At 43.5% G+C, this 17449-nt stretch carries 14 protein-coding genes and 2 pseudogenes; 10 read left to right on the top strand and 6 right to left on the bottom strand.

Annotated elements, in window-relative coordinates:
* Window positions 1–51: 51 nt before the first annotated feature.
* The 5 genes from ACYTXL_RS15060 (at window position 52) to ACYTXL_RS15040 (ending at window position 6866) form a co-directional block, all read left to right on the top strand.
* Window positions 52–816, top strand: a complete 765-nt coding sequence (locus ACYTXL_RS15060) for an aldo/keto reductase (RefSeq protein WP_461925435.1) — start codon at window positions 52–54, stop codon at window positions 814–816.
* A gap of 46 nt (window positions 817–862) precedes the next feature.
* Window positions 863–1651, top strand: coding sequence for a carboxymuconolactone decarboxylase family protein (locus ACYTXL_RS15055; protein ID WP_461925434.1), 789 nt, complete (start codon window positions 863–865; stop codon window positions 1649–1651).
* Between the two features lie 31 nt (window positions 1652–1682).
* Window positions 1683–3302 (top strand): Na+/H+ antiporter, encoded by a 1620-nt coding sequence (locus ACYTXL_RS15050; RefSeq protein ID WP_461925433.1) that lies wholly within the window; start codon window positions 1683–1685, stop codon window positions 3300–3302.
* Window positions 3303–3355: 53 nt separating this feature from the next.
* Entirely contained in the window at window positions 3356–4363 is a 1008-nt protein-coding gene (locus tag ACYTXL_RS15045) for an aldo/keto reductase (RefSeq protein WP_461925432.1), read from the top strand.
* Between the two features lie 727 nt (window positions 4364–5090).
* A complete protein-coding gene (locus tag ACYTXL_RS15040) occupies window positions 5091–6866 on the top strand; it encodes a protein kinase domain-containing protein (protein ID WP_461925431.1) in 1776 nt (591 codons plus the stop codon).
* Window positions 6867–7171: 305 nt separating this feature from the next.
* On the opposite strand, the gene ACYTXL_RS15035 is transcribed toward ACYTXL_RS15040, so the two are convergent.
* The gene (locus ACYTXL_RS15035) at window positions 7172–9313 is read right to left on the bottom strand and encodes a tetratricopeptide repeat protein (RefSeq protein ID WP_461925430.1); all 2142 of its coding nucleotides are present in this window, start codon (window positions 9311–9313) and stop codon (window positions 7172–7174) included.
* 91 nt (window positions 9314–9404) lie between these two features.
* Between ACYTXL_RS15035 and ACYTXL_RS15030 the strand changes: the two genes are divergently transcribed.
* The 3 genes and pseudogenes from ACYTXL_RS15030 to ACYTXL_RS15020 all read left to right on the top strand — a co-directional run.
* Window positions 9405–9557 (top strand): hypothetical protein, encoded by a 153-nt coding sequence (locus ACYTXL_RS15030; RefSeq protein ID WP_461925429.1) that lies wholly within the window; start codon window positions 9405–9407, stop codon window positions 9555–9557.
* A 30-nt stretch (window positions 9558–9587) separates the two neighbouring features.
* A complete protein-coding gene (locus tag ACYTXL_RS15025; RefSeq protein WP_461925428.1) occupies window positions 9588–10289 on the top strand; it encodes a rhomboid family intramembrane serine protease in 702 nt (233 codons plus the stop codon).
* A gap of 522 nt (window positions 10290–10811) precedes the next feature.
* Window positions 10812–11984, top strand: a pseudogene (locus tag ACYTXL_RS15020) (hybrid sensor histidine kinase/response regulator); the annotation flags it as partial.
* Between the two features lie 150 nt (window positions 11985–12134).
* Here the strand turns inward: ACYTXL_RS15020 and ACYTXL_RS15015 are convergent.
* From ACYTXL_RS15015 to ACYTXL_RS15005, 3 genes are all read right to left on the bottom strand, one after another.
* Entirely contained in the window at window positions 12135–12440 is a 306-nt protein-coding gene (locus ACYTXL_RS15015) for a DUF2288 domain-containing protein (protein ID WP_461925436.1), read from the bottom strand.
* Between the two features lie 910 nt (window positions 12441–13350).
* A complete protein-coding gene (locus tag ACYTXL_RS15010; RefSeq protein ID WP_461925427.1) occupies window positions 13351–13989 on the bottom strand; it encodes a lysophospholipid acyltransferase family protein in 639 nt (212 codons plus the stop codon).
* Between the two features lie 169 nt (window positions 13990–14158).
* The gene (locus tag ACYTXL_RS15005; protein ID WP_461925426.1) at window positions 14159–14338 is read right to left on the bottom strand and encodes a hypothetical protein; all 180 of its coding nucleotides are present in this window, start codon (window positions 14336–14338) and stop codon (window positions 14159–14161) included.
* Window positions 14339–14599: 261 nt separating this feature from the next.
* Here ACYTXL_RS15005 and ACYTXL_RS15000 point away from each other — a divergent pair, with 261 nt between their 5' ends.
* Both ACYTXL_RS15000 and ACYTXL_RS14995 read left to right on the top strand, forming a co-directional pair.
* Complete coding sequence (locus tag ACYTXL_RS15000; protein ID WP_461925425.1) at window positions 14600–15643, top strand: peptidoglycan-binding domain-containing protein; 1044 nt, start codon at window positions 14600–14602, stop codon at window positions 15641–15643.
* Window positions 15644–16407: 764 nt separating this feature from the next.
* Window positions 16408–16761, top strand: a complete 354-nt coding sequence (locus tag ACYTXL_RS14995) for a phage holin family protein (protein ID WP_461925424.1) — start codon at window positions 16408–16410, stop codon at window positions 16759–16761.
* A gap of 5 nt (window positions 16762–16766) precedes the next feature.
* On the opposite strand, the gene ACYTXL_RS14990 is transcribed toward ACYTXL_RS14995, so the two are convergent.
* The gene (locus ACYTXL_RS14990; protein WP_461925423.1) at window positions 16767–17252 is read right to left on the bottom strand and encodes a cobalamin biosynthesis protein; all 486 of its coding nucleotides are present in this window, start codon (window positions 17250–17252) and stop codon (window positions 16767–16769) included.
* A 16-nt stretch (window positions 17253–17268) separates the two neighbouring features.
* Window positions 17269–17449: pseudogene (locus ACYTXL_RS14985) on the bottom strand (Uma2 family endonuclease); the annotation flags it as partial.

The following is a 17449-nucleotide window of genomic DNA, read 5'->3' as shown; positions in this document are numbered from 1 at the left end:
TCAAGCTATGGCTGACGCTGTAAATTATATTACCGAAGATGATGCCTTCGGTTGGTTCAACCACTGTGGTCTATTTACCTGAAAATTGCTGTAAAAGACGGCAAACAGGTGCAGGACAGTCATCCATCAGGAATCAGGCAATCCATAGAAGGTTCGCTGAAATGCTTAAAGACCGACGTGATTGATTTGTACTACCAGCACCGCGTCGATACCCAAGTGCCGATCGAAGACGTAGCCGGAACCATGAAAGATTTGATCGGTGAAGGCAAAATCAAACATTGGGGGCTTTCAGAAGCAGGTGTACAGACCGTGCGCCGGGCGCACGCAGTCCAACCGGTAACTGCCGTTGAGAGTGAGTACTCCCTGTGGTGGCGGCATCCGGAAGAAGCTTTGCTGCCTGCCCTGGAAGAACTGGGAATCGGTTTTGTGCCGTTTAGTCCTTTGGGTAAAGGCTTCCTGACAGGCAGTATCAGCAAGGATGCAAAATTCGACAAATCCGACTTCCGCAGTATTGTTCCTCGGTTTACGCCGGAAGCTCTCGATGCCAACCAGTCCTTGGTGGATCTGTTAAGAAAGGTCGCGGAACAGAGGCAAGCCACAGCAGCGCAAATAGCACTGTCCTGGCTGCTAGCGCAAAAACCGTGGATTGTGCCCATTCCCGGCACGACCAAATTGAGCCGCCTAGAAGAAAATCTTGGGGCAGCAGATATTGAACTGACACAGGACGAATTAAAGAGCATCGACGCGGCATTGGCGCAAATCCCAGTGGAAGGCGATCGCTATCCAGAAGAGTTGGAAAAGCGAACGGGATTATAGACGGAATCGCTGGACAGAGAACTGTGACTCAAAGAAGGAGGTGCGTATGACAAATACACCGCAGAAGGACTCTGTGAGGATAAGTGAAGCGGCACATAAAAACCATGAGGAACTGTTTCCAAACCACAAATCGACCCTGAAAGTAACCGACCCTGAACTGATCGAAGTCTTTGACAACTTCGCCTTCGACGAAGTAATTGCTCTCAGCAAGCTGGATACAAAGACAAGGGTCATGCTGATTCTGGCATCTATCATCGGCAGCCAGGCAGTAAGTGAATACAGGGTTATGGTGGATGCTGCGCTCAATGTCGGAGTAACGCCGATTGAAATCAAGGAGATCCTGTATCAGTCGGTACCCTACGTGGGTATGGCGAAAGCATTTGATTTCGTCCATGCCACTAATGAAGTGATGTCCAACAGGGGCATTCAATTACCTTTAGAAGGGCAATCGACCACCAACCCGGAAACACGCTATGACAAAGGGCTGGCAATACAGAAAGCTGTGTTCGGCGAGACAATCGATCAAATGTACGAGCGATCGCCCAAAGACCAGCTGCACATTCAAAGGTTTCTGTCTGCCAATTGCTTTGGCGATTATTACACCCGCAATGGCGTAGACATCAAAGTAAGGGAGATGATCACACTGTCTATCCTCATTGCTCTGGGCGGGGTTGAATCACAGATAAAGGGGCATATTCAAGCCAATCTGAATGTCGGAAACGGCAAAGACATACTGCTGGATCTGATTACACAATTGTTGCCTTGGGTGGGATATCCCCGAACACTGAATGCTTTGCAATGCTTGAATGAAGTCGTGAATAAACCCAACTCTTAATGACGTTACTCCTCTCTTCAACACCGGCTTCATGCAAGACATCTTCATTCAATATATTTGCCTGATCTTGATCATTCTCGGATTGGTCATGATTGCGAATAAGCTGCGACTGGCTTATCCTATCGTGCTTGTACTGGGCGGACTCGCGCTGAGTTTCATCGCTCCGTTTTCAAATATCACCATTAACCCAGAGTTAGTTTTCCTGATCTTTCTTCCACCCTTGCTGTATGAAGCGGCGTGGCAAGTCTCGTGGAAAGAATTCTGGAAATGGCGAGGGCTAATCATCGGGTTTGCTTTTCCAATCGTCATCTTAACGTCATGCGTAATTGCAGTGGTCTCCAGTGCGCTCATTCCCGGTTTTACTCTAGCGATGGGCTTTCTGTTGGGTGGCATTATCTCACCGCCTGATGCCGTTTCTGCGACGACGATCATGCGGCGGGTGAACGTGCCGAAATCCCTGGTCAGTCTGATTGAAGGCGAAAGCTTGCTTAACGATGCCTCGTCGCTGATTGTGTTTCGTTTCGCGTTGGTGGCAGTTCTCACCGGACAGTTTCAATTTCAAGCAGCAGCTGTCAACTTCGTTTTCGTGATTTTAACGGGAATCGCGATCGGTCTTGTTGTGGGATTGATTTTCTATGGCATTCATCGTTTATTACCCACAACGTCCAGCATCGAAATTGTCCTAACCCTGGTTACGCCTTACTGTATGTATTATGCTGCTGAACACTTTCACTGTTCAGGCGTGCTAGCGGTCGTTAGTGGTGGATTGCTCTTATCCAGCAAGCGCGATCGTTTTCTGAATTACCAAAGCCGGATTGAAAGCGTAAATGTATGGGCGAATCTGGTCTTTGTCTTGAACGGGCTGATTTTTTTGCTCATCGGACTCGAATTGCCGTTTGTCGTCCGGCAGCTTGGAAACATTAGTTTAGGCAGTGCCGTTGGGTATGGATTAATCATCGCGATCGTGCTGATCGGAACAAGGCTGCTTTGCACACTAGGAACTTCTGTTTTGATGAGAGTCATGAGCCGCTTTATCACGGTGTCAGACCCGAATCCAGGATGGAGAGGCCCGCTGATTTTCGGTTGGGTGGGAATGCGCGGTGTGGTATCGCTGGCATCCGCACTTTCCGTCCCGCTCCTCACTCAAGCCGGACAGCCATTTCCCTACCGTGAGCTAATTCTCTTCATCACGTTTATCGTCATTCTCATCACCCTAGTTTTTCAAGGGTTAACGCTTCCCTGGCTGATCCGCACAGTAAACCTCAGAGATAGGTTCACCCTCATTCCTGAACAACACCAGCAGATCATCATTCAAAAGAAATTAGCACTGGCTTCGCTTCGATTTTTGGAAGAAAAATACAGCGAAGAGCGGGCGCGAAACGAACACTTGGATAATCTGTTCTCGAAGCTTGAAATCGATCTGAAGGTTTTTGATCGCGAACTCTCTGAATCAAATCTCGCTTGGCAAAACTCATTAAAAGACTATCAATCCATTTACCTGGAAGTGCTGGAGCGACGACGAGATTTACTGAACAAAATGAATCGCCGTGCCGAGTTTGATGAAGCGTTGCTCAGAAAGTATCTTTTATTGACCGACGTGGAAGAATTCAGAGTCCGGGAGATAGGTGCACAAGAATCCGGCACCGAGTGAGAGGAAACGATCAACGGTAAACAATATCAGTTATACATCAAAGGAAAAAAACAATGCAAACGCGCAAACTGGGGAACAGCAACTTAGAAGTCTCGGCGATCGGTTTGGGCTGTATGGGAATGAGCTTTTCTTATGGCCCACCCAAAGACATACAGGAAATGACCGCCCTTTTGGGGGCCGCCATCGAACGCGGTGTTACATTCTTTGACACCGCCGAGGTCTACGGCCCGTTCACCAACGAAGAACTTGTGGGCGAAGCCCTCGCTCCCTTCCGTGGGCAAGTGGTCATTGCCACCAAATTCGGGTTCGACCTGAGTCCTAATTCTGATCCCCGTGGGATGAAGGGTGCGCCAGGATTGGATAGCCGACCGGAGCGCATCAAGCAGGCTGTAGAAGGTTCGCTCAAGCGACTCAAGGTCGAGACAATCGACTTGCTCTATCAGCACCGAGTTGACCCGAACGTGCCAATCGAAGACGTGGCAGGAGCGGTGAAGGAACTGATTGAGGAAGGTAAGGTGAAGCACTTTGGACTCTCGGAAGCAGGAGTGCAAACGATCCGTCGCGCGCACGCAGTTCAGCCGATCACGGCTCTCCAGAGCGAATACTCGCTGTGGACGAGGACTCCTGAGCAGGAAGTAATACCGACCCTTGAGGAACTCGGAATCGGTTTTGTCCCGTACAGTCCGTTGGGTAGGGGTTTTCTCACGGGCAAGATCGACGAAAATGCGACCTTCGACAGTTCCGACTACCGCAGCACACTGCCTCGCTTCACGCCGGAGGCTCTCAAGGCAAATCAGGCCCTGATTAATCTGCTTGGCAGCATTGCAGAACAGAAGCAGGCGACACCTGCTCAAATTGCGATCGCCTGGCTGCTGGCCCAGAAGCCGTGGATTGTTCCGATCCCAGGCACGACGAAACTGCATCGCTTGGATGAAAACATCGGGGCAGTCTCAGTTGAACTCACGCCCGACGATCTGCGTGACATCGATGACGCCGCCTCCAAGATCGCGGTGCAAGGGGCTCGGTATCCCGAAAAGCTGGAGCAAATGACCGGTCGTTGAGCGGCAAAAAATGTGTTCTCTGGTTGCATTCCTTAGCTCACTAAGTAAGGCAACACGTGCAAGACAGATAGCTGGCAGCGATAGACGAGGGAGAAACGAGATCCTGTTCCGACCCACGAGCCAGGCGCTGTAAGCTCCCCTGGCTTCGTACAGTTGCAGGGGCAGTTCGTGCAGCAAGAAAGTTCTAGCAAAGCCATACGCCTGGTGGCTGAGTCGGTAAGGGTAAAAAGCAAAGGCTGATTAGTTACAACCACTATGCTGTGAGCTTTTCAGCCTTAACTCTCAAAATTTTTCCGTTGCTAAAACTAAGCCGTAGAAGGTTGTTTTTTACCATCTCTGACAAATAATCCGCTCTGGTCATTCCCAAGCATTTAGCCGCAATGCCCAAAGCCTTCCAGGTTTCACGCCTTCAATCTCAAAGAGCGCACTTGACGGTAATCATCATTTTTGAGCGCAAATTTCCTTATTTTAACAAAATATTAGATTTTTTTACGCAAAAATACTTAAAAAATTATAGCGGTTCCCGACCTAGTGAAGTACGTTTTCAATAGCTACTGACCTTGGTAAAAAATACTTGGATGTACCTCAGTTGCTTAGGAAACGCTATAAAAAATTAAACTTGCATTCAAGAAGTATCAAAATTCTGGCTATTTATTTTTAAAGCTTTCCGGAAACTGGAGGAAATACCAGTAAATCTAGATAAAAGGACTTACTGAGTAACCAGCTCATGACCTACCACATAATCGGTAAATTACTACAAGGGCGTTACCAAATTGTCCAAAGCCTTCGTGCAGGGGTGTTTGGACAAACATACATTGCTGTAGACGTAGATTATCCAGAGAATCCGAAATGCGTTGTTAAGCAGATTAAAGTTAGCAGTTCCGAACCCGGCGACTTGGAGATGCTGAGGTTACTGTTTCTAACTGAAACCCAAACCCTCAAGCTTCTGGGAAGCCATCACCAAATTCCTGAATTTATCGCCTGCTTTGAAGAAAACGAGCAATTTTATTTAGTGCAAGAGTGTATTGAAGGACATGCGCTGACTGCGGAATTGCCCATTAATCAACAGTGGGGATGTCTGTGGAGTGAAAGCGAAGTTGTAGAATTTTTGATAGATGTCTTAGGTATTCTAGAATTTATTCACTCTCAAGGCGTTATCCATTGCGATATCAAACCGGAAAACTTGATCAGACGTAATAGCGATGGCAAGTTAGTTTTGATTGACTTTGGCTCAATCCAGTCTATCAATTTTGGCATAGGTGCGGAATTGCCCATTTATAGAATTCCCGTCACTTCATTGGGGTATATACCGCCAGAGCAGTTTATTGGACAAACACAGCCCAACAGTGATATTTATGCTTTGGGTATGATTGCCATCCAAGCTTTAACAGGGTTAGAACCATTACAATTAAAAGCTGATCCTTATGCTAATGATCATGAAATTTTTTGGCGTTCTCAAAACACGCCAGTTAATGATTATCTAGCTGCTGTTCTCAGCCAAATGATCCGCTACGATTCTCAAAATCGCTTCCAATCTGCGGGTGAGGTACTGCAAGTACTCAAACAAATAATATGGGAAATTCAGCCACCAGAAATATTAGAAGCAGATTCTCAATTTCCCCTAGAGGCGGCGATTGAAAATGATAATTCTCAGAATCCCACATCTGGGAAATTATCGCCATTATTAACAGGAATGAAAGTAGGACTGGCGGCTAATTCTTTATTGATGGGATTTGGTGTATATTCTTTAGTTAATAGTTCACCTGCATACTCAGAAACAGATACTTTATATAAGGCAACCCAAGAATATCAAGCAGGAGATTTCCAAGAGGCAATAGCACTCGCTAAATCAATTCCCTCCCACAGTAATGTTTATCCAGAAGCGCAAGCTACAATCGAAGAATGGCAAGAGCAATGGCAAGTAGCTGCACAGCAATATCAAATAGCTGAAACAGCTTTTCATGAGAGCAGATGGTCAGATGTTCTTCATGCTGCTTCTGAAGTTCCAAATATTTTATATTGGCAATCTAAAACAGCTAAACTAGTTCAGCAAGCATACGTGAACATTGAAACACAGACACAAGATTTATTAGCAAAAGCTTACGAAAGAGCCAAGGAAAAGGATTTTTCTACTGCATTACAATATCTGCGTCAAATTCCTCAAGAAAGTCATGCTGGTACTTTAGTGCAAGAAAAGTTAGCTGAGTACAATCGAAAGCGGCAGATCAGAGCAGCCTACTTTTTAAAGAAAGCCTATAAACAAGCATCTATTGGTGATTTTGATCGGGCTGTAAAATTTCTCCATAATATTCCCCAAGATACTCTAGTTTATGCTCAAGCTCAAGTTAAATTGAATGAGTATACTCAAAAACAACGCCTACTGGCTGATAATCAAAAGGTAGCTTTTGCAAAAAGAACAAATTCATTCATTCCTAAAAACTCACTCACTAAGGTTGAATATCTTCAGGGAGCCAATTCCCTGCAAGAAGTGAATATTCGGTAGTTATGGTAATTTTTAAATGCGTGGAATACAGTCATTGTCGGGGCACAATATATTGTGCCCCTATACGTGTCGTCTATTCAATTGAAAATCGCTGTAAGTTCATAGTTAGGACTTACGCAAAACTACAAGCTGTAGAGGCAATTCATGTAGCTTCATCTGACCGCAGAGTATTGCCCATACCTAAAAATCATTCTTTTCAGCTATTGTTTGGGTAAGTCCTGGTAGTGTTCGCGTAGCGTCTCCTAGAGAGGGCTGGAGCGCTTAAGTACTCACTACGAACCCAGCAGAGTTACCTTGACAGAATACTAGGGTGTCGTCTGCGGTAGATTAGTAGGATTAGGAACTGGGATGATTGGTACGACGATTACAGGCTTTGATTTTTCGCCTTGCAGCTGAATTTTGGCTTGGTTACGCGCCTCTATTGCTTGTTGGTAATTAGGCTTGTATTTTATTGCTTGATCGTAAGAAGCGATCGCACCCTGATACCGTTTCAAATTGAATAGGGCATTACCCCTGCTATACCAGCTTTCGGAATGGTCTGGTTTATAACGAACTGCCTTATTATAAGACGCGATCGCATCTTCGTATTTCTGCAATATATATTCTGAATTTCCCATATTATACCATAGTTGATAGTCATTTTGCTTAATTTTTGCGGCTTTATTATAATATTTTATTGCTTCTACATAGCGTTGGGTTTGATGCAACGACCAGCCCAAATTATACCATGCTTTATAGTTGCCAGGATTGTATTTAATTACTTGATTAAAAGATTCAATCGCTTCTGGATAACGTTGTAAATTCAGCAAAATATTACCTCTTGATAACCAAGCTTGATAATAATTTGGCTGGTATTGTACCGCTTTGTCATAAGCCGTAAATGCATCTTTGTAGCGTTGTAAATTCACTAAAGCATTTCCAAAATTATACCAAGCTTGCTCATAGTCTGGTTTTAAATCAACAACTTTTTGGTAGGCTGCGATCGCTTCTTCATATCGCTTAGAATTCTGCAAAGCTAATCCTTTTTTGTACCAAGCTTCGTAATTATCTGGTTTGAGTTCAATCGCTTTCTCATAAGATTTAATCGCTAGGTCATATTGATTTAAATTACTAAAAGCTTCACCTTTAGCGTTCCAGACTTCTGAGTTATTATTATTTAATTGTAAGGCTTTGTCAAAAGAGGCAATCGCTTCTTGATATCGCTGTAAATTTCCTAATACAAAACCCCGTCCAATCCAAGCCTCTAAATAATCTGGCTGAATTTGAATTGCTTTGTCATATGCCACTAATGCTTCTTTGTATTTTTTTAATTTATCCAGCGTTTTGCCTTCACCATTCCAGCCTTGAGAATAATCTGGTCTAATATTAACTGCTTTTTCATATACTTCTAGCGCGTCTTGATAGCGTTGTAGATCAAAAAGCGTATTTCCTTGTTTGGATAATTCTATGGCGTTATTTGAATTAATGTGATTCAGAATAAATATTGATGCTACTCCGCTAACACCGATGAAAAATATCGCTAGTAAAATTTTACCCAATATTCCTTTTTTCGGTTGAGGTTTGGTGATATTTTTGGGTAGAGAAATAGGAGAAATAGGAGTTAACGCTATTGTCTGTGCGGGTGGTTGTGTTAACTCTTTCAATGCTTGTAATGCTACAGTTGCTGAAGGGTAGCGTTGTCGAAAGTCGTAGCACACCATTTTATCTAAGAATTGAGCGAATTCTGGCGTTACGATGGCTTGATTATGCCAGATAATTTCATTAGTATCAGCATCTTTTAGTATTTCCTCTGCTGATAATCCAGTCAGAGCTTGAATAGCAATTATTCCCGTAGCATAGATATCACTACTTAATTTTGGCGTACCATGAGCTTGTTCACCAGGAATATATCCAGGCGTACCTATAGCAACAGTAGCTATAGTTTGACCTTGAGGAGTAATAATTTGAGTAGTAATTTGTTTAACTGCACCAAAATCAATTAAGATTAATTTGCCATCTGGTTGGCGTCTGAGGATATTTCGGGGATTAACATCACGGTGAATTACATTCTGTTGATGGACAAATTCTAAGATTGTCAAAAGTTCTTGTAAAAGTAAAATTACTTGGTCTTGACTTAGGATTTTACCTGGGGTTAATTCTTGACTCAGGTCGTGACCTTCAATCAATTCCTGTACAAGATAGAATTCGGCATTTTCCTCAAAATAAGCTAAAAGTTGGGGAATGCGATCGTGAGTTCCTAATTTATATAGAACTTGTGCTTCGGTATCAAATAAACGCCTAGCTGTCTCCAAAGTTATTGGATCATTTGCCTGGAGCTTAAGTTTCTTAACAACACATGGAGGTGAACCGGGTAATTGGGTATCACAAGCCACAAAGGTTTCGCCAAAACCCCCACCTCCCAAGTTACTAATAATTTGGTATCTTCCTACAAGTGTGTTTCCTAGCATCTTGTTTGCCTACTTAAGTGCGATGCGATCTGATTTCAATCTTGCCACACGTTAAGGGAGAATGAGGCAGTGGGGAGTTAGGAGTAGAGACGTGATTAATCGCGTCTCTACAGGAGTTAGGAGCAGAGACGCGATAATCGCGTCTGTACAGGAGTTAGGAGTTACAAGAATTCTCTGCTCAATGCCCAATACTTCTCTACGAGAGGCTGCGCCAACGACTTTGCTCAGTACAAGTGCCCAATAACCAATGACTAATGACTAATGACAAATCCACATGATTCCTATTAGTGATAATATTCGTTGTCGGAGTAAGCCAATTATTAATTACTGGCTGATTGGCATTAATGTTACCGTATTTTTATGGGAACTTCAACTAGAATTTAGTGGTGCTTTGGGCTATTTTGTCAATAGTTGGGGTGTGATTCCAGCGCAGATTAGTGGGGGAATTACAAATGCACTCTTCTTTAACAACTCTGCTGCTTGGATAATTGTAATTTGGCGAACAATTTCACTACCTTTGGGAATATTTATACATGGCAGTTTTAGTCAGATATTGGGAAATCTGCTATTTTTGTGGGTTTTTGGGAAGACAGTAGAAAATATTCTCGGGCATAGACACTATCTAGGATTTTATCTGGCTACTGGCGCGATCGCTTCTTTAGTACAAATTCTGATTGAGCCGAGTTTGACAATACCATTAATTGGGAGCAATGGCGCGATCGCAGCTATTTTAGGAGCATATGTCATGAAGTTTCCTCAAGCTAAAATTGACACAATTTTGCCGTTAATAATTTTGTATATTCCCATCGAAGTTCCTGCCTTTTTCTATATATTTTGGTGGTTTGTACAACAATTATTTTATGGTATTGGGAGTTTAAATATTCCTCCCCTTGGTGTAAATCAATCGGGTGTTGTCTTCTGGGGGCAGATTGCAGGATTATTAATTGGTGCAGGTTTCATGCGTCTGAAGAGATAAACTTTCTTCAGCTACTTAGCAATTTTTGTCGGGTGGTCACTATTTACCGATGCCGAAAAGATAGATTTTGATGCTTGTAGCAGTGTCCACCGCTACGGTTATTAGAACTGTGTTTGAAAACTTTACATTTTAAATTTTGAATTGTTTATGTGCCTTTTGATGGATTACATTTCTTAGCTTAAAAATTCATACTCATAACATTAGCGGATGCCTACTCTTCAAATCGGTATTGTTGAGTTATGAGCGGTGTACAATATGCCAAATTTTGATAAAATTCACGATGAACTCACTAATGAATTAGCAGTTATGCGGCAGCGCGTAGCTGAGTTAGAGCAATCAGAAATATCTTATCAACAAAGGCAAGCAGCGCTTGAGGAACAATTAACACAACTAGAAACAAAATTGGCAATAGCAGCAGAAAACCCTCAGATTCAAGTTGTCCAGTATGACATGGAATATCATCTTGAACAGGGGAGATCCACAGCCTTGAATCTGCCAAATCACTCCAAAGAATACGCTCATTTACTCGAACGAGAACGGACAGCACGCAAAGAAGCAGAAATCGCCAACAAAATCAAAAATGAGTTTCTGGCGGTTCTCTCCCATGAACTGCGAACCCCACTCAACTCCATCCTGGGGTGGTCGAAAATGCTGCGGACTGGCAAGTTTGATGAAAAAACCACTAACTGCGCCTTGGAAACCATTGAACGCAACGCCAAGTTACAAACCCAGCTAATTGAAGATTTGTTAGATGTGTCTCGCATCCTCCAAGGAAAATTAAACTTGAATATCTGTCCGGTAAACTTGGTAATGGTAGTTGAAGCAGCATTAGAAACGGTACAACTAGCAGCACAAGCTAAGTCAATTCAAATTCAAACCATATTTGATCCCACTTTGGGACAAGTAATGGGCGACTCAAATCGGCTTCAACAAGTTGTGTGGAATCTACTATCCAATGCAGTAAAATTTACACCAACAGGAGGACGGGTAGAAATTCGACTCATGGAAGCTGATAAGCAGGCTCAAATTCAGGTTAGCGATACAGGTAAGGGAATTCAGCCAGAGTTTTTGCCTTATCTGTTCGATTACTTTCGCCAAGCTGATAGTACAACTACGCGGACATTTGGTGGACTAGGTTTAGGATTAGCGATCGCACGTAAAGTTGTAGAGATGCATGGGGGAAATGTTCAAGGCGAAAGTCCTGGAGAAGGATTGGGTGCAACCTTCACTGTTGAGTTACCGCTTTTGATCAGAAGCGAACATATTCGGCGTGAAGAGAACGAGTCTTTAGATGCTGAGTCGGAATCCTCGCTGCTTTCAGATACTCAAATTTTGGTGGTGGACGATGAACCAGATATCCGCGACTTAATTACCTTTATTTTGCAAGGCTACGGCGTAAAAGTAACTCCCGTAGCATCAGCACAGGAAGCATTACAAGCGCTGTCTGAGTTGATACCAGATGTTTTAATTAGTGATATTGGAATGCCCAAGACAGACGGTTATATGTTGATGCGTGAAGTGAGGGCGCGATCGCCTCAACAAGGAGGATTAGTACCAGCGATCGCTCTGACAGCCTATGCAGGGGAAATGAATCAGCAGCAAGCACTAGCAGCAGGATTTCAAATGCATATTTCTAAACCCGTAGATCCAGATGTATTGGTGAAGGCGATCGTTGATTTGATTAAGTCAAGCTAATATAAATTATTGACAGACTGCTTATCACGCAATACCGTTCAGTTAGGCTGGATCAGTAATAGACTTATCCGTAAACAAAAAGCTCTAGATTTAGCTATTGAGTTGTAACTATTCCAACACCAACTGTCAGTGAAAACAACACAGAAATTATTAAGCAGCGACTATTTCCTGCACTAAAACGTAAGGCTGGACGATGAGGGTATGAAATCGCTTGTCGCGTTGGCGTAGCTCCCCATTCCATTCTCCCACCTGTACTATCGTGGGTTTAGTAATCAATTGCTCATCAATCCACTGTTGCACCGATGGTATGTTATCACTAGCGATCGCTACTCCAACATCCACCAAGTTTAGCTCAGGTGCCACCAAAATTACTGCGTCTCGTTGGACATGAGGAATTAGCCATTCCCACTCTGCCTCATCCAAAATTTCTGTTAATTCCGCTCTTAAATCCGACATCATTTCTCAATTTTTCTTGGCTAACAAACTATTTTACCGAAAAATTGGGTTTAAAGCCCCGTCGTTCTACGACGGCTTTCAATTAATTAGTATAGCAATATACTATACTAATGATAGTGGAAAGGTAATCAACCACTTAAAAAACCTAGCTGTCGAAAGACAAAGCACTGAACCTTGATAATTGAATCTATGCGGTTCTACTGCATTGTTCTAGTTTCCTCCTAACAGTAGGTAAAAGATTCATAGGGGCTAGACGACTCAGAATTTTGGAACAAATTGTTTCAAGCTAAACAGGACTTGCACGGCAGTTGCTTCTCTTCGAGACGCTCCGCGAACAAGTCGGCATAGCCGCCCAACGCACTGCCTCAGCAATGCAACTACCGAGGGGCACTCGGAAAGTTAACGCTTGGGGAGAATCCCACCTCTGGTCTAGATGACGCAAGGACTTTAGGTTAAGTGGTTTCGTTGAACCAAGAATCCCCGTCGATTTATCGCGGGGAGTGTCAAATTAGACCTATTGTAAAAGTTGAACACCCGCCCGAAAATTTATTTTAGGGCTAATAGCGCAAGTCGGTTTTAACTTAAATCTTGCACCAGTTCCAACAACCGCCTAGTAATGAATTATTAGGCTAATAGCGAAAGTCATCTTTAAGATGACTGAGAAAATATTTCAGTCTATTTCAATGGACTTTCGCTATCAGAAACAGAAATTTATTTCTGGGCGGGCGATGGTACGAATCGAGAATGGTGTAAGATATCAACGGACTTTTGCTATAAGAAAAGGGACTTGATCCCCTGGCAGTTCAAGTATTTTCGCAATAGGTTTATTAACTCCTAACTCCTAACTCCTAACTCCTAACTCCTAACTCCTAACTCCTAACTCCTAACTCCTAACTCCTAACTCCTAACTTCATCGCCCTAAATCATGCATCTCGTTAATTAGCGTAGTACACTTTTGGGTTAACGCTTGCAATTCCTCTTTATTAGTGGAACTGGGGGCATCAATCAAGTTACCAATTCTCATAGTGATGGGAACTGCGCGAGGTAGGGAGGAGCCTTTTTCTAAAATCCCCTCAGTACCCCAGAGACTCACCGGCAATATTGGGGCTTTTGCTTTCGCCGCCAGCAGTAATGCGCCTCTTTTAGGGTCTGTAATTCGACCATCGGGGGTGCGGGTGCCTTGCAAAAAAACACCGACAGCCCAACCGTTATTGAGATATTCTAGGGCGGAACGGATGGCAGTGCGATCGGCACTTCCCCGATTCACCGGGTAAGCACCGTACAATTTAATCGCTTGGCCCAAAATGGGGATATGAAATAACTCTTCCTTAGCCATGTACGCCACTGGACGACGTACACACATGGAGACAATTGGCGGGTCAAAGTAACTAGCGTGATTACTCACTACCACGACTGGCCCTGATTGGGGGACATTTTCCGCACCATAAATCTGGCCTCGAAAGTAAGCGTGAAACATGGGGCTGACGACCGACCATTTAAAGGCGTGGTAAAATGCCAGACTGATAAACGGTTCGCGGTTTCTGTCCACAGAAGATAATTAAAATCAGACTTAATTTAGCATAAGCGATCGCAACACCCAGAGCAAACGCAAAAAAGCTGTAGAAACCCAAGCTACTAATTTCGACAATTTGAGTTGACGCTTAGTGAGCTTTTTGACTACATTCCCTAACTTTTAAAATATTGTTTTGAGATTCAAATTATCGCCCTAAGTGGCCTTGGCCAGATGTTGGAGGCGATCGCAGTTGGCAGAGAGGCTTTAGCACAATTGGGGGTAGAACTCCCAACGGAAGTAGACGAAGCCAAAATTGGCGTAGCCTGACAAAAACTGAACCATCAACTAAGTGGCAGACAGCTTGAATAACTGGTTGATTTGCCATTGATGAGCGATCGCACATCAGTGGCAGCGATGCAACTGTTAGGAGTATTGTTTACCCCGATATCGCAGGGAAATCCGGGTTTAGTGCGTAAAGGGATTTAAGGCTGTCGGTTAGTTGGTTCACAGATTTGGGAAACATGGGTACAGATAGCACACTGATTATTTCTCTAATATCTCAGCATTTTGGATCATTTATTTGTTGGATTACTCTTAGACCAAGTGGCTGTACTATTAGCATGAGAATATTCTGGGAGTAAATTCCATGCAAGGCAGCCTGAGAGCAAGGATTTTGAGTTACTTAAAATTACTAGATGCAACTGGAAATCGCTGTAGGATGGAAAAACGGCAAAAAGGTTGGTGGACAAAAAGCTCTAAATCTTTATCAGCTATTGAAATACTCTTGTTCTCCACTACACCTCTGTTGATTGCCTCAACGGCTGTAGTATCAATAGCTGCACCACAAAAAATTGCCCAAGTAAATCCTGGAGATAAGATCAACCGCCCTACCCTGAAAGTTGGTAGCCAAGGCGAACGCGTGTCTGAACTTCAAGCTGCTTTAAAACTTTTGGGTTATTACTCTGGTGCCGTAGATGGTGTATATAGTGAGAATACCGCCAGTGCTGTTTCCCGGTTTAAACAAGCAGCTGGCTTAAATCCAGATGGCGTTGTTGATGCCAGCACTTGGCAACGACTTTTCCCGAATCAATCGGTAGGATCAACCGTCCCTTCATCCCAGCCAGGAGTTAACTCAGCTACAAATTTTCCTGTCCCAACCCAGCGTAGCAACGTCACCAAGGTTACAAATCCTAACCCCAACCCCCCACAAGCTGTAACACAAGTTCCAACCAGCCCTCAACCAAAACCTCCTACCCCAAAAAAAGCTGTAACACAAGTTGCGACTAGCCCTAAGCCAAAACCTACTACCCGAAAAAAAGCTGTAACACAAATTGCCAACAGCCCTGAGCCAAAACCTGCTACTCCAAGAAAAGCTACAACTTCAAGCACACAGAAAACACCGAATCGTACTACATCAACTACTCGAACTCAGTCAAACACAACTACGAATCGAATCCCTGGTATTCAATACACCTCAGAAGGATTACCAATTTTGCGTATAGGGTTACGTGGTTCTGAAGTTGTCAAGTTGCAAGAACAACTGAAAAAGCTTGGTTTCTTGAAAGGCGATGCTGATGGAGACTTTGGTGTAACAACCGAGGAAGCTGTGAAAGCGGCACAAAAGCGCTATGGTTTAGAAGCTGACGGTGTAGTTGGTGGCTCTACCTGGGAGGTTCTTTTACGGCGTTAGCCATATTAGGGAGCAAGGACTTTAATCCTTATTTTTTAAGCACTAAAGTCCTGACTACAAACCCTTCATTACTAGCTTGGACTAGCTTGGGGACTTCCAAATAAAAAATACTCAATTACTTCTTGTGGGGTGGGCGACACGAGGGCCCGTAGCTAAAGGCGGGCAAGACTTCGGCGTGAGCGCTACTTCGACCCTTCGACACGTGTTACCCTGAGCTTGTCGAAGGGCTCAGGGCAGGCAAGCTCAGTACAAGTCAGTCGAACGCTGCCCACCCCACAAGATTGGGTAATTTATTTGTTGGAAATCCCTTGACAAAGTAATAGGGGTTTTGTGCTTCACAGCATTTTTGATGAATTTAATGCCGTACATCCCAATACGGTTCGGTTAAGGCTAAAACTCTTTATCAAAGTCAATTTTTTAATGTAGACGCGTAGTGGCTTCCTGCAGGGGCGCAGAGGATACAAACAGAAGAAATGCTTAACTGAACTGTATTGGATTATAAGCCCTCGTAAAAAAGGGGGGTTGGGGGTATCTTGAAAATATTAAAACGTTAATTAAGCCGTATTGCGGTACATCCTGCAATACGATAAAGATATACCTATTAGAAGTATCTTTCTATGCGATCGCTGATAACTACATTGTTTTTAGGCTGATCTGAGAGTACGGCAACTTTAGGAGCTAGATACAACGATGCCTGATGGTGTTACAGATTACAACTGGCGATACTCAAATTAATTAAACTGCTAATTCCTCTAAAAAAACCTATGCAACACTTTTTATTAACTTGGCTCGGTAGTGCGGTGGCGTTATTTCTGACTGCTAATATCGTTCCGGGATTCTTTATCAAGAATTTTGTGACCGCCTTGGTCGCGGCTCTTGTTGTTGGTCTGGTTAATGCATTTATTAGACCAATTTTGCAGATTTTGACCTTTCCGATTACCTTACTCACCTTTGGTTTATTTACATTAGTGATCAACGCCTTAACCCTTTGGCTGGCAAGTGCCCTAACTCCTGGTTATGGTTTTGAGATTCAGGGCTTTTTACCTGCTTTGTTAGGTTCAATTGTGCTAGCAATTGTTTCTACCATAATTAACTATTTATTGAGAGTGGTTGACTAGAAAAATTAGTAAATTGTAATACTAATATTTGAAGCTTGGGCAACAGCTAGTGTTACTGCTCCTGGTTGCCCTTGTAATTGAAAAATTTGTTTAGGAATTAAGAACCTCACCCGCAATTCCTCTATGCTTGTAAAGGGGAAAACAGTCAACGATGTAAGTTGAGAGGCTGCAAGCATAGCAGCTGCCTCTGCTACGCTAGGTGTACCTACTTTGTGGTCGGTAATTGTGGCAGGGTTGGGGACACAGACAGAGCGAAGGATTTGGGCAGAAAAGGTTTTTAGGGGCAAATTCCGTAGGCGACAAAGTTCTACTAAACCAACTTCCGAGGCTTTAGTGTCAATGGTAGCAATCCCTGCGATCGCACTTGGAAAAAGTTGATTTTCTCGAAAGATTTCCTCAATTGCCCGATCAATCAACTGCCATGAGGTTCCCCGTTTACAACCGATTCCTACCCATAAAACTTGTTGCACTTGGTCTATTTCTTTATTCAATTCGTCAGAGTTTGGTTTACTCCAACAGCCAACCAAATAAATCTCCCACCGTCAACCTCAACTCACTGGCAAAATCTGGCACAGGGAGTAAAGCTTCTAATTCATCCAACATGACTGGCTGTTGATTGCGGATGTAGACAAATACCGTTTGTTCTTCAGGATCAATCAGCCAACCCATTTGTGTTTCATAATTCAGG

The sequence above is a fragment of the Nostoc sp. genome (assembly GCF_054880495.1).
Note: the sequence above shows the minus strand (reverse complement) of the source record. Positions and strands in the feature narration are given on the sequence as shown.

Excerpts from the sequence above, each read along its gene's own strand:
- ACYTXL_RS15055 (WP_461925434.1), top strand. The coding sequence starts at position 863 with ATGACAAATACACCGCAGAAGGACTCTGTGAGGATAAGTGAAGCGGCA.
- ACYTXL_RS15050 (WP_461925433.1), top strand. The coding sequence starts at position 1,683 with ATGCAAGACATCTTCATTCAATATATTTGCCTGATCTTGATCATTCTC.
- ACYTXL_RS15045 (WP_461925432.1), top strand. The coding sequence starts at position 3,356 with ATGCAAACGCGCAAACTGGGGAACAGCAACTTAGAAGTCTCGGCGATC.
- ACYTXL_RS15040 (WP_461925431.1), top strand. The coding sequence starts at position 5,091 with ATGACCTACCACATAATCGGTAAATTACTACAAGGGCGTTACCAAATT.
- ACYTXL_RS15035 (WP_461925430.1), bottom strand. The coding sequence starts at position 9,313 with ATGCTAGGAAACACACTTGTAGGAAGATACCAAATTATTAGTAACTTG.
- ACYTXL_RS15025 (WP_461925428.1), top strand. The coding sequence starts at position 9,588 with ATGATTCCTATTAGTGATAATATTCGTTGTCGGAGTAAGCCAATTATT.
- ACYTXL_RS15015 (WP_461925436.1), bottom strand. The coding sequence starts at position 12,440 with ATGTCGGATTTAAGAGCGGAATTAACAGAAATTTTGGATGAGGCAGAG.
- ACYTXL_RS15005 (WP_461925426.1), bottom strand. The coding sequence starts at position 14,338 with ATGGCAAATCAACCAGTTATTCAAGCTGTCTGCCACTTAGTTGATGGT.
- ACYTXL_RS15000 (WP_461925425.1), top strand. The coding sequence starts at position 14,600 with ATGCAAGGCAGCCTGAGAGCAAGGATTTTGAGTTACTTAAAATTACTA.
- ACYTXL_RS14995 (WP_461925424.1), top strand. The coding sequence starts at position 16,408 with ATGCAACACTTTTTATTAACTTGGCTCGGTAGTGCGGTGGCGTTATTT.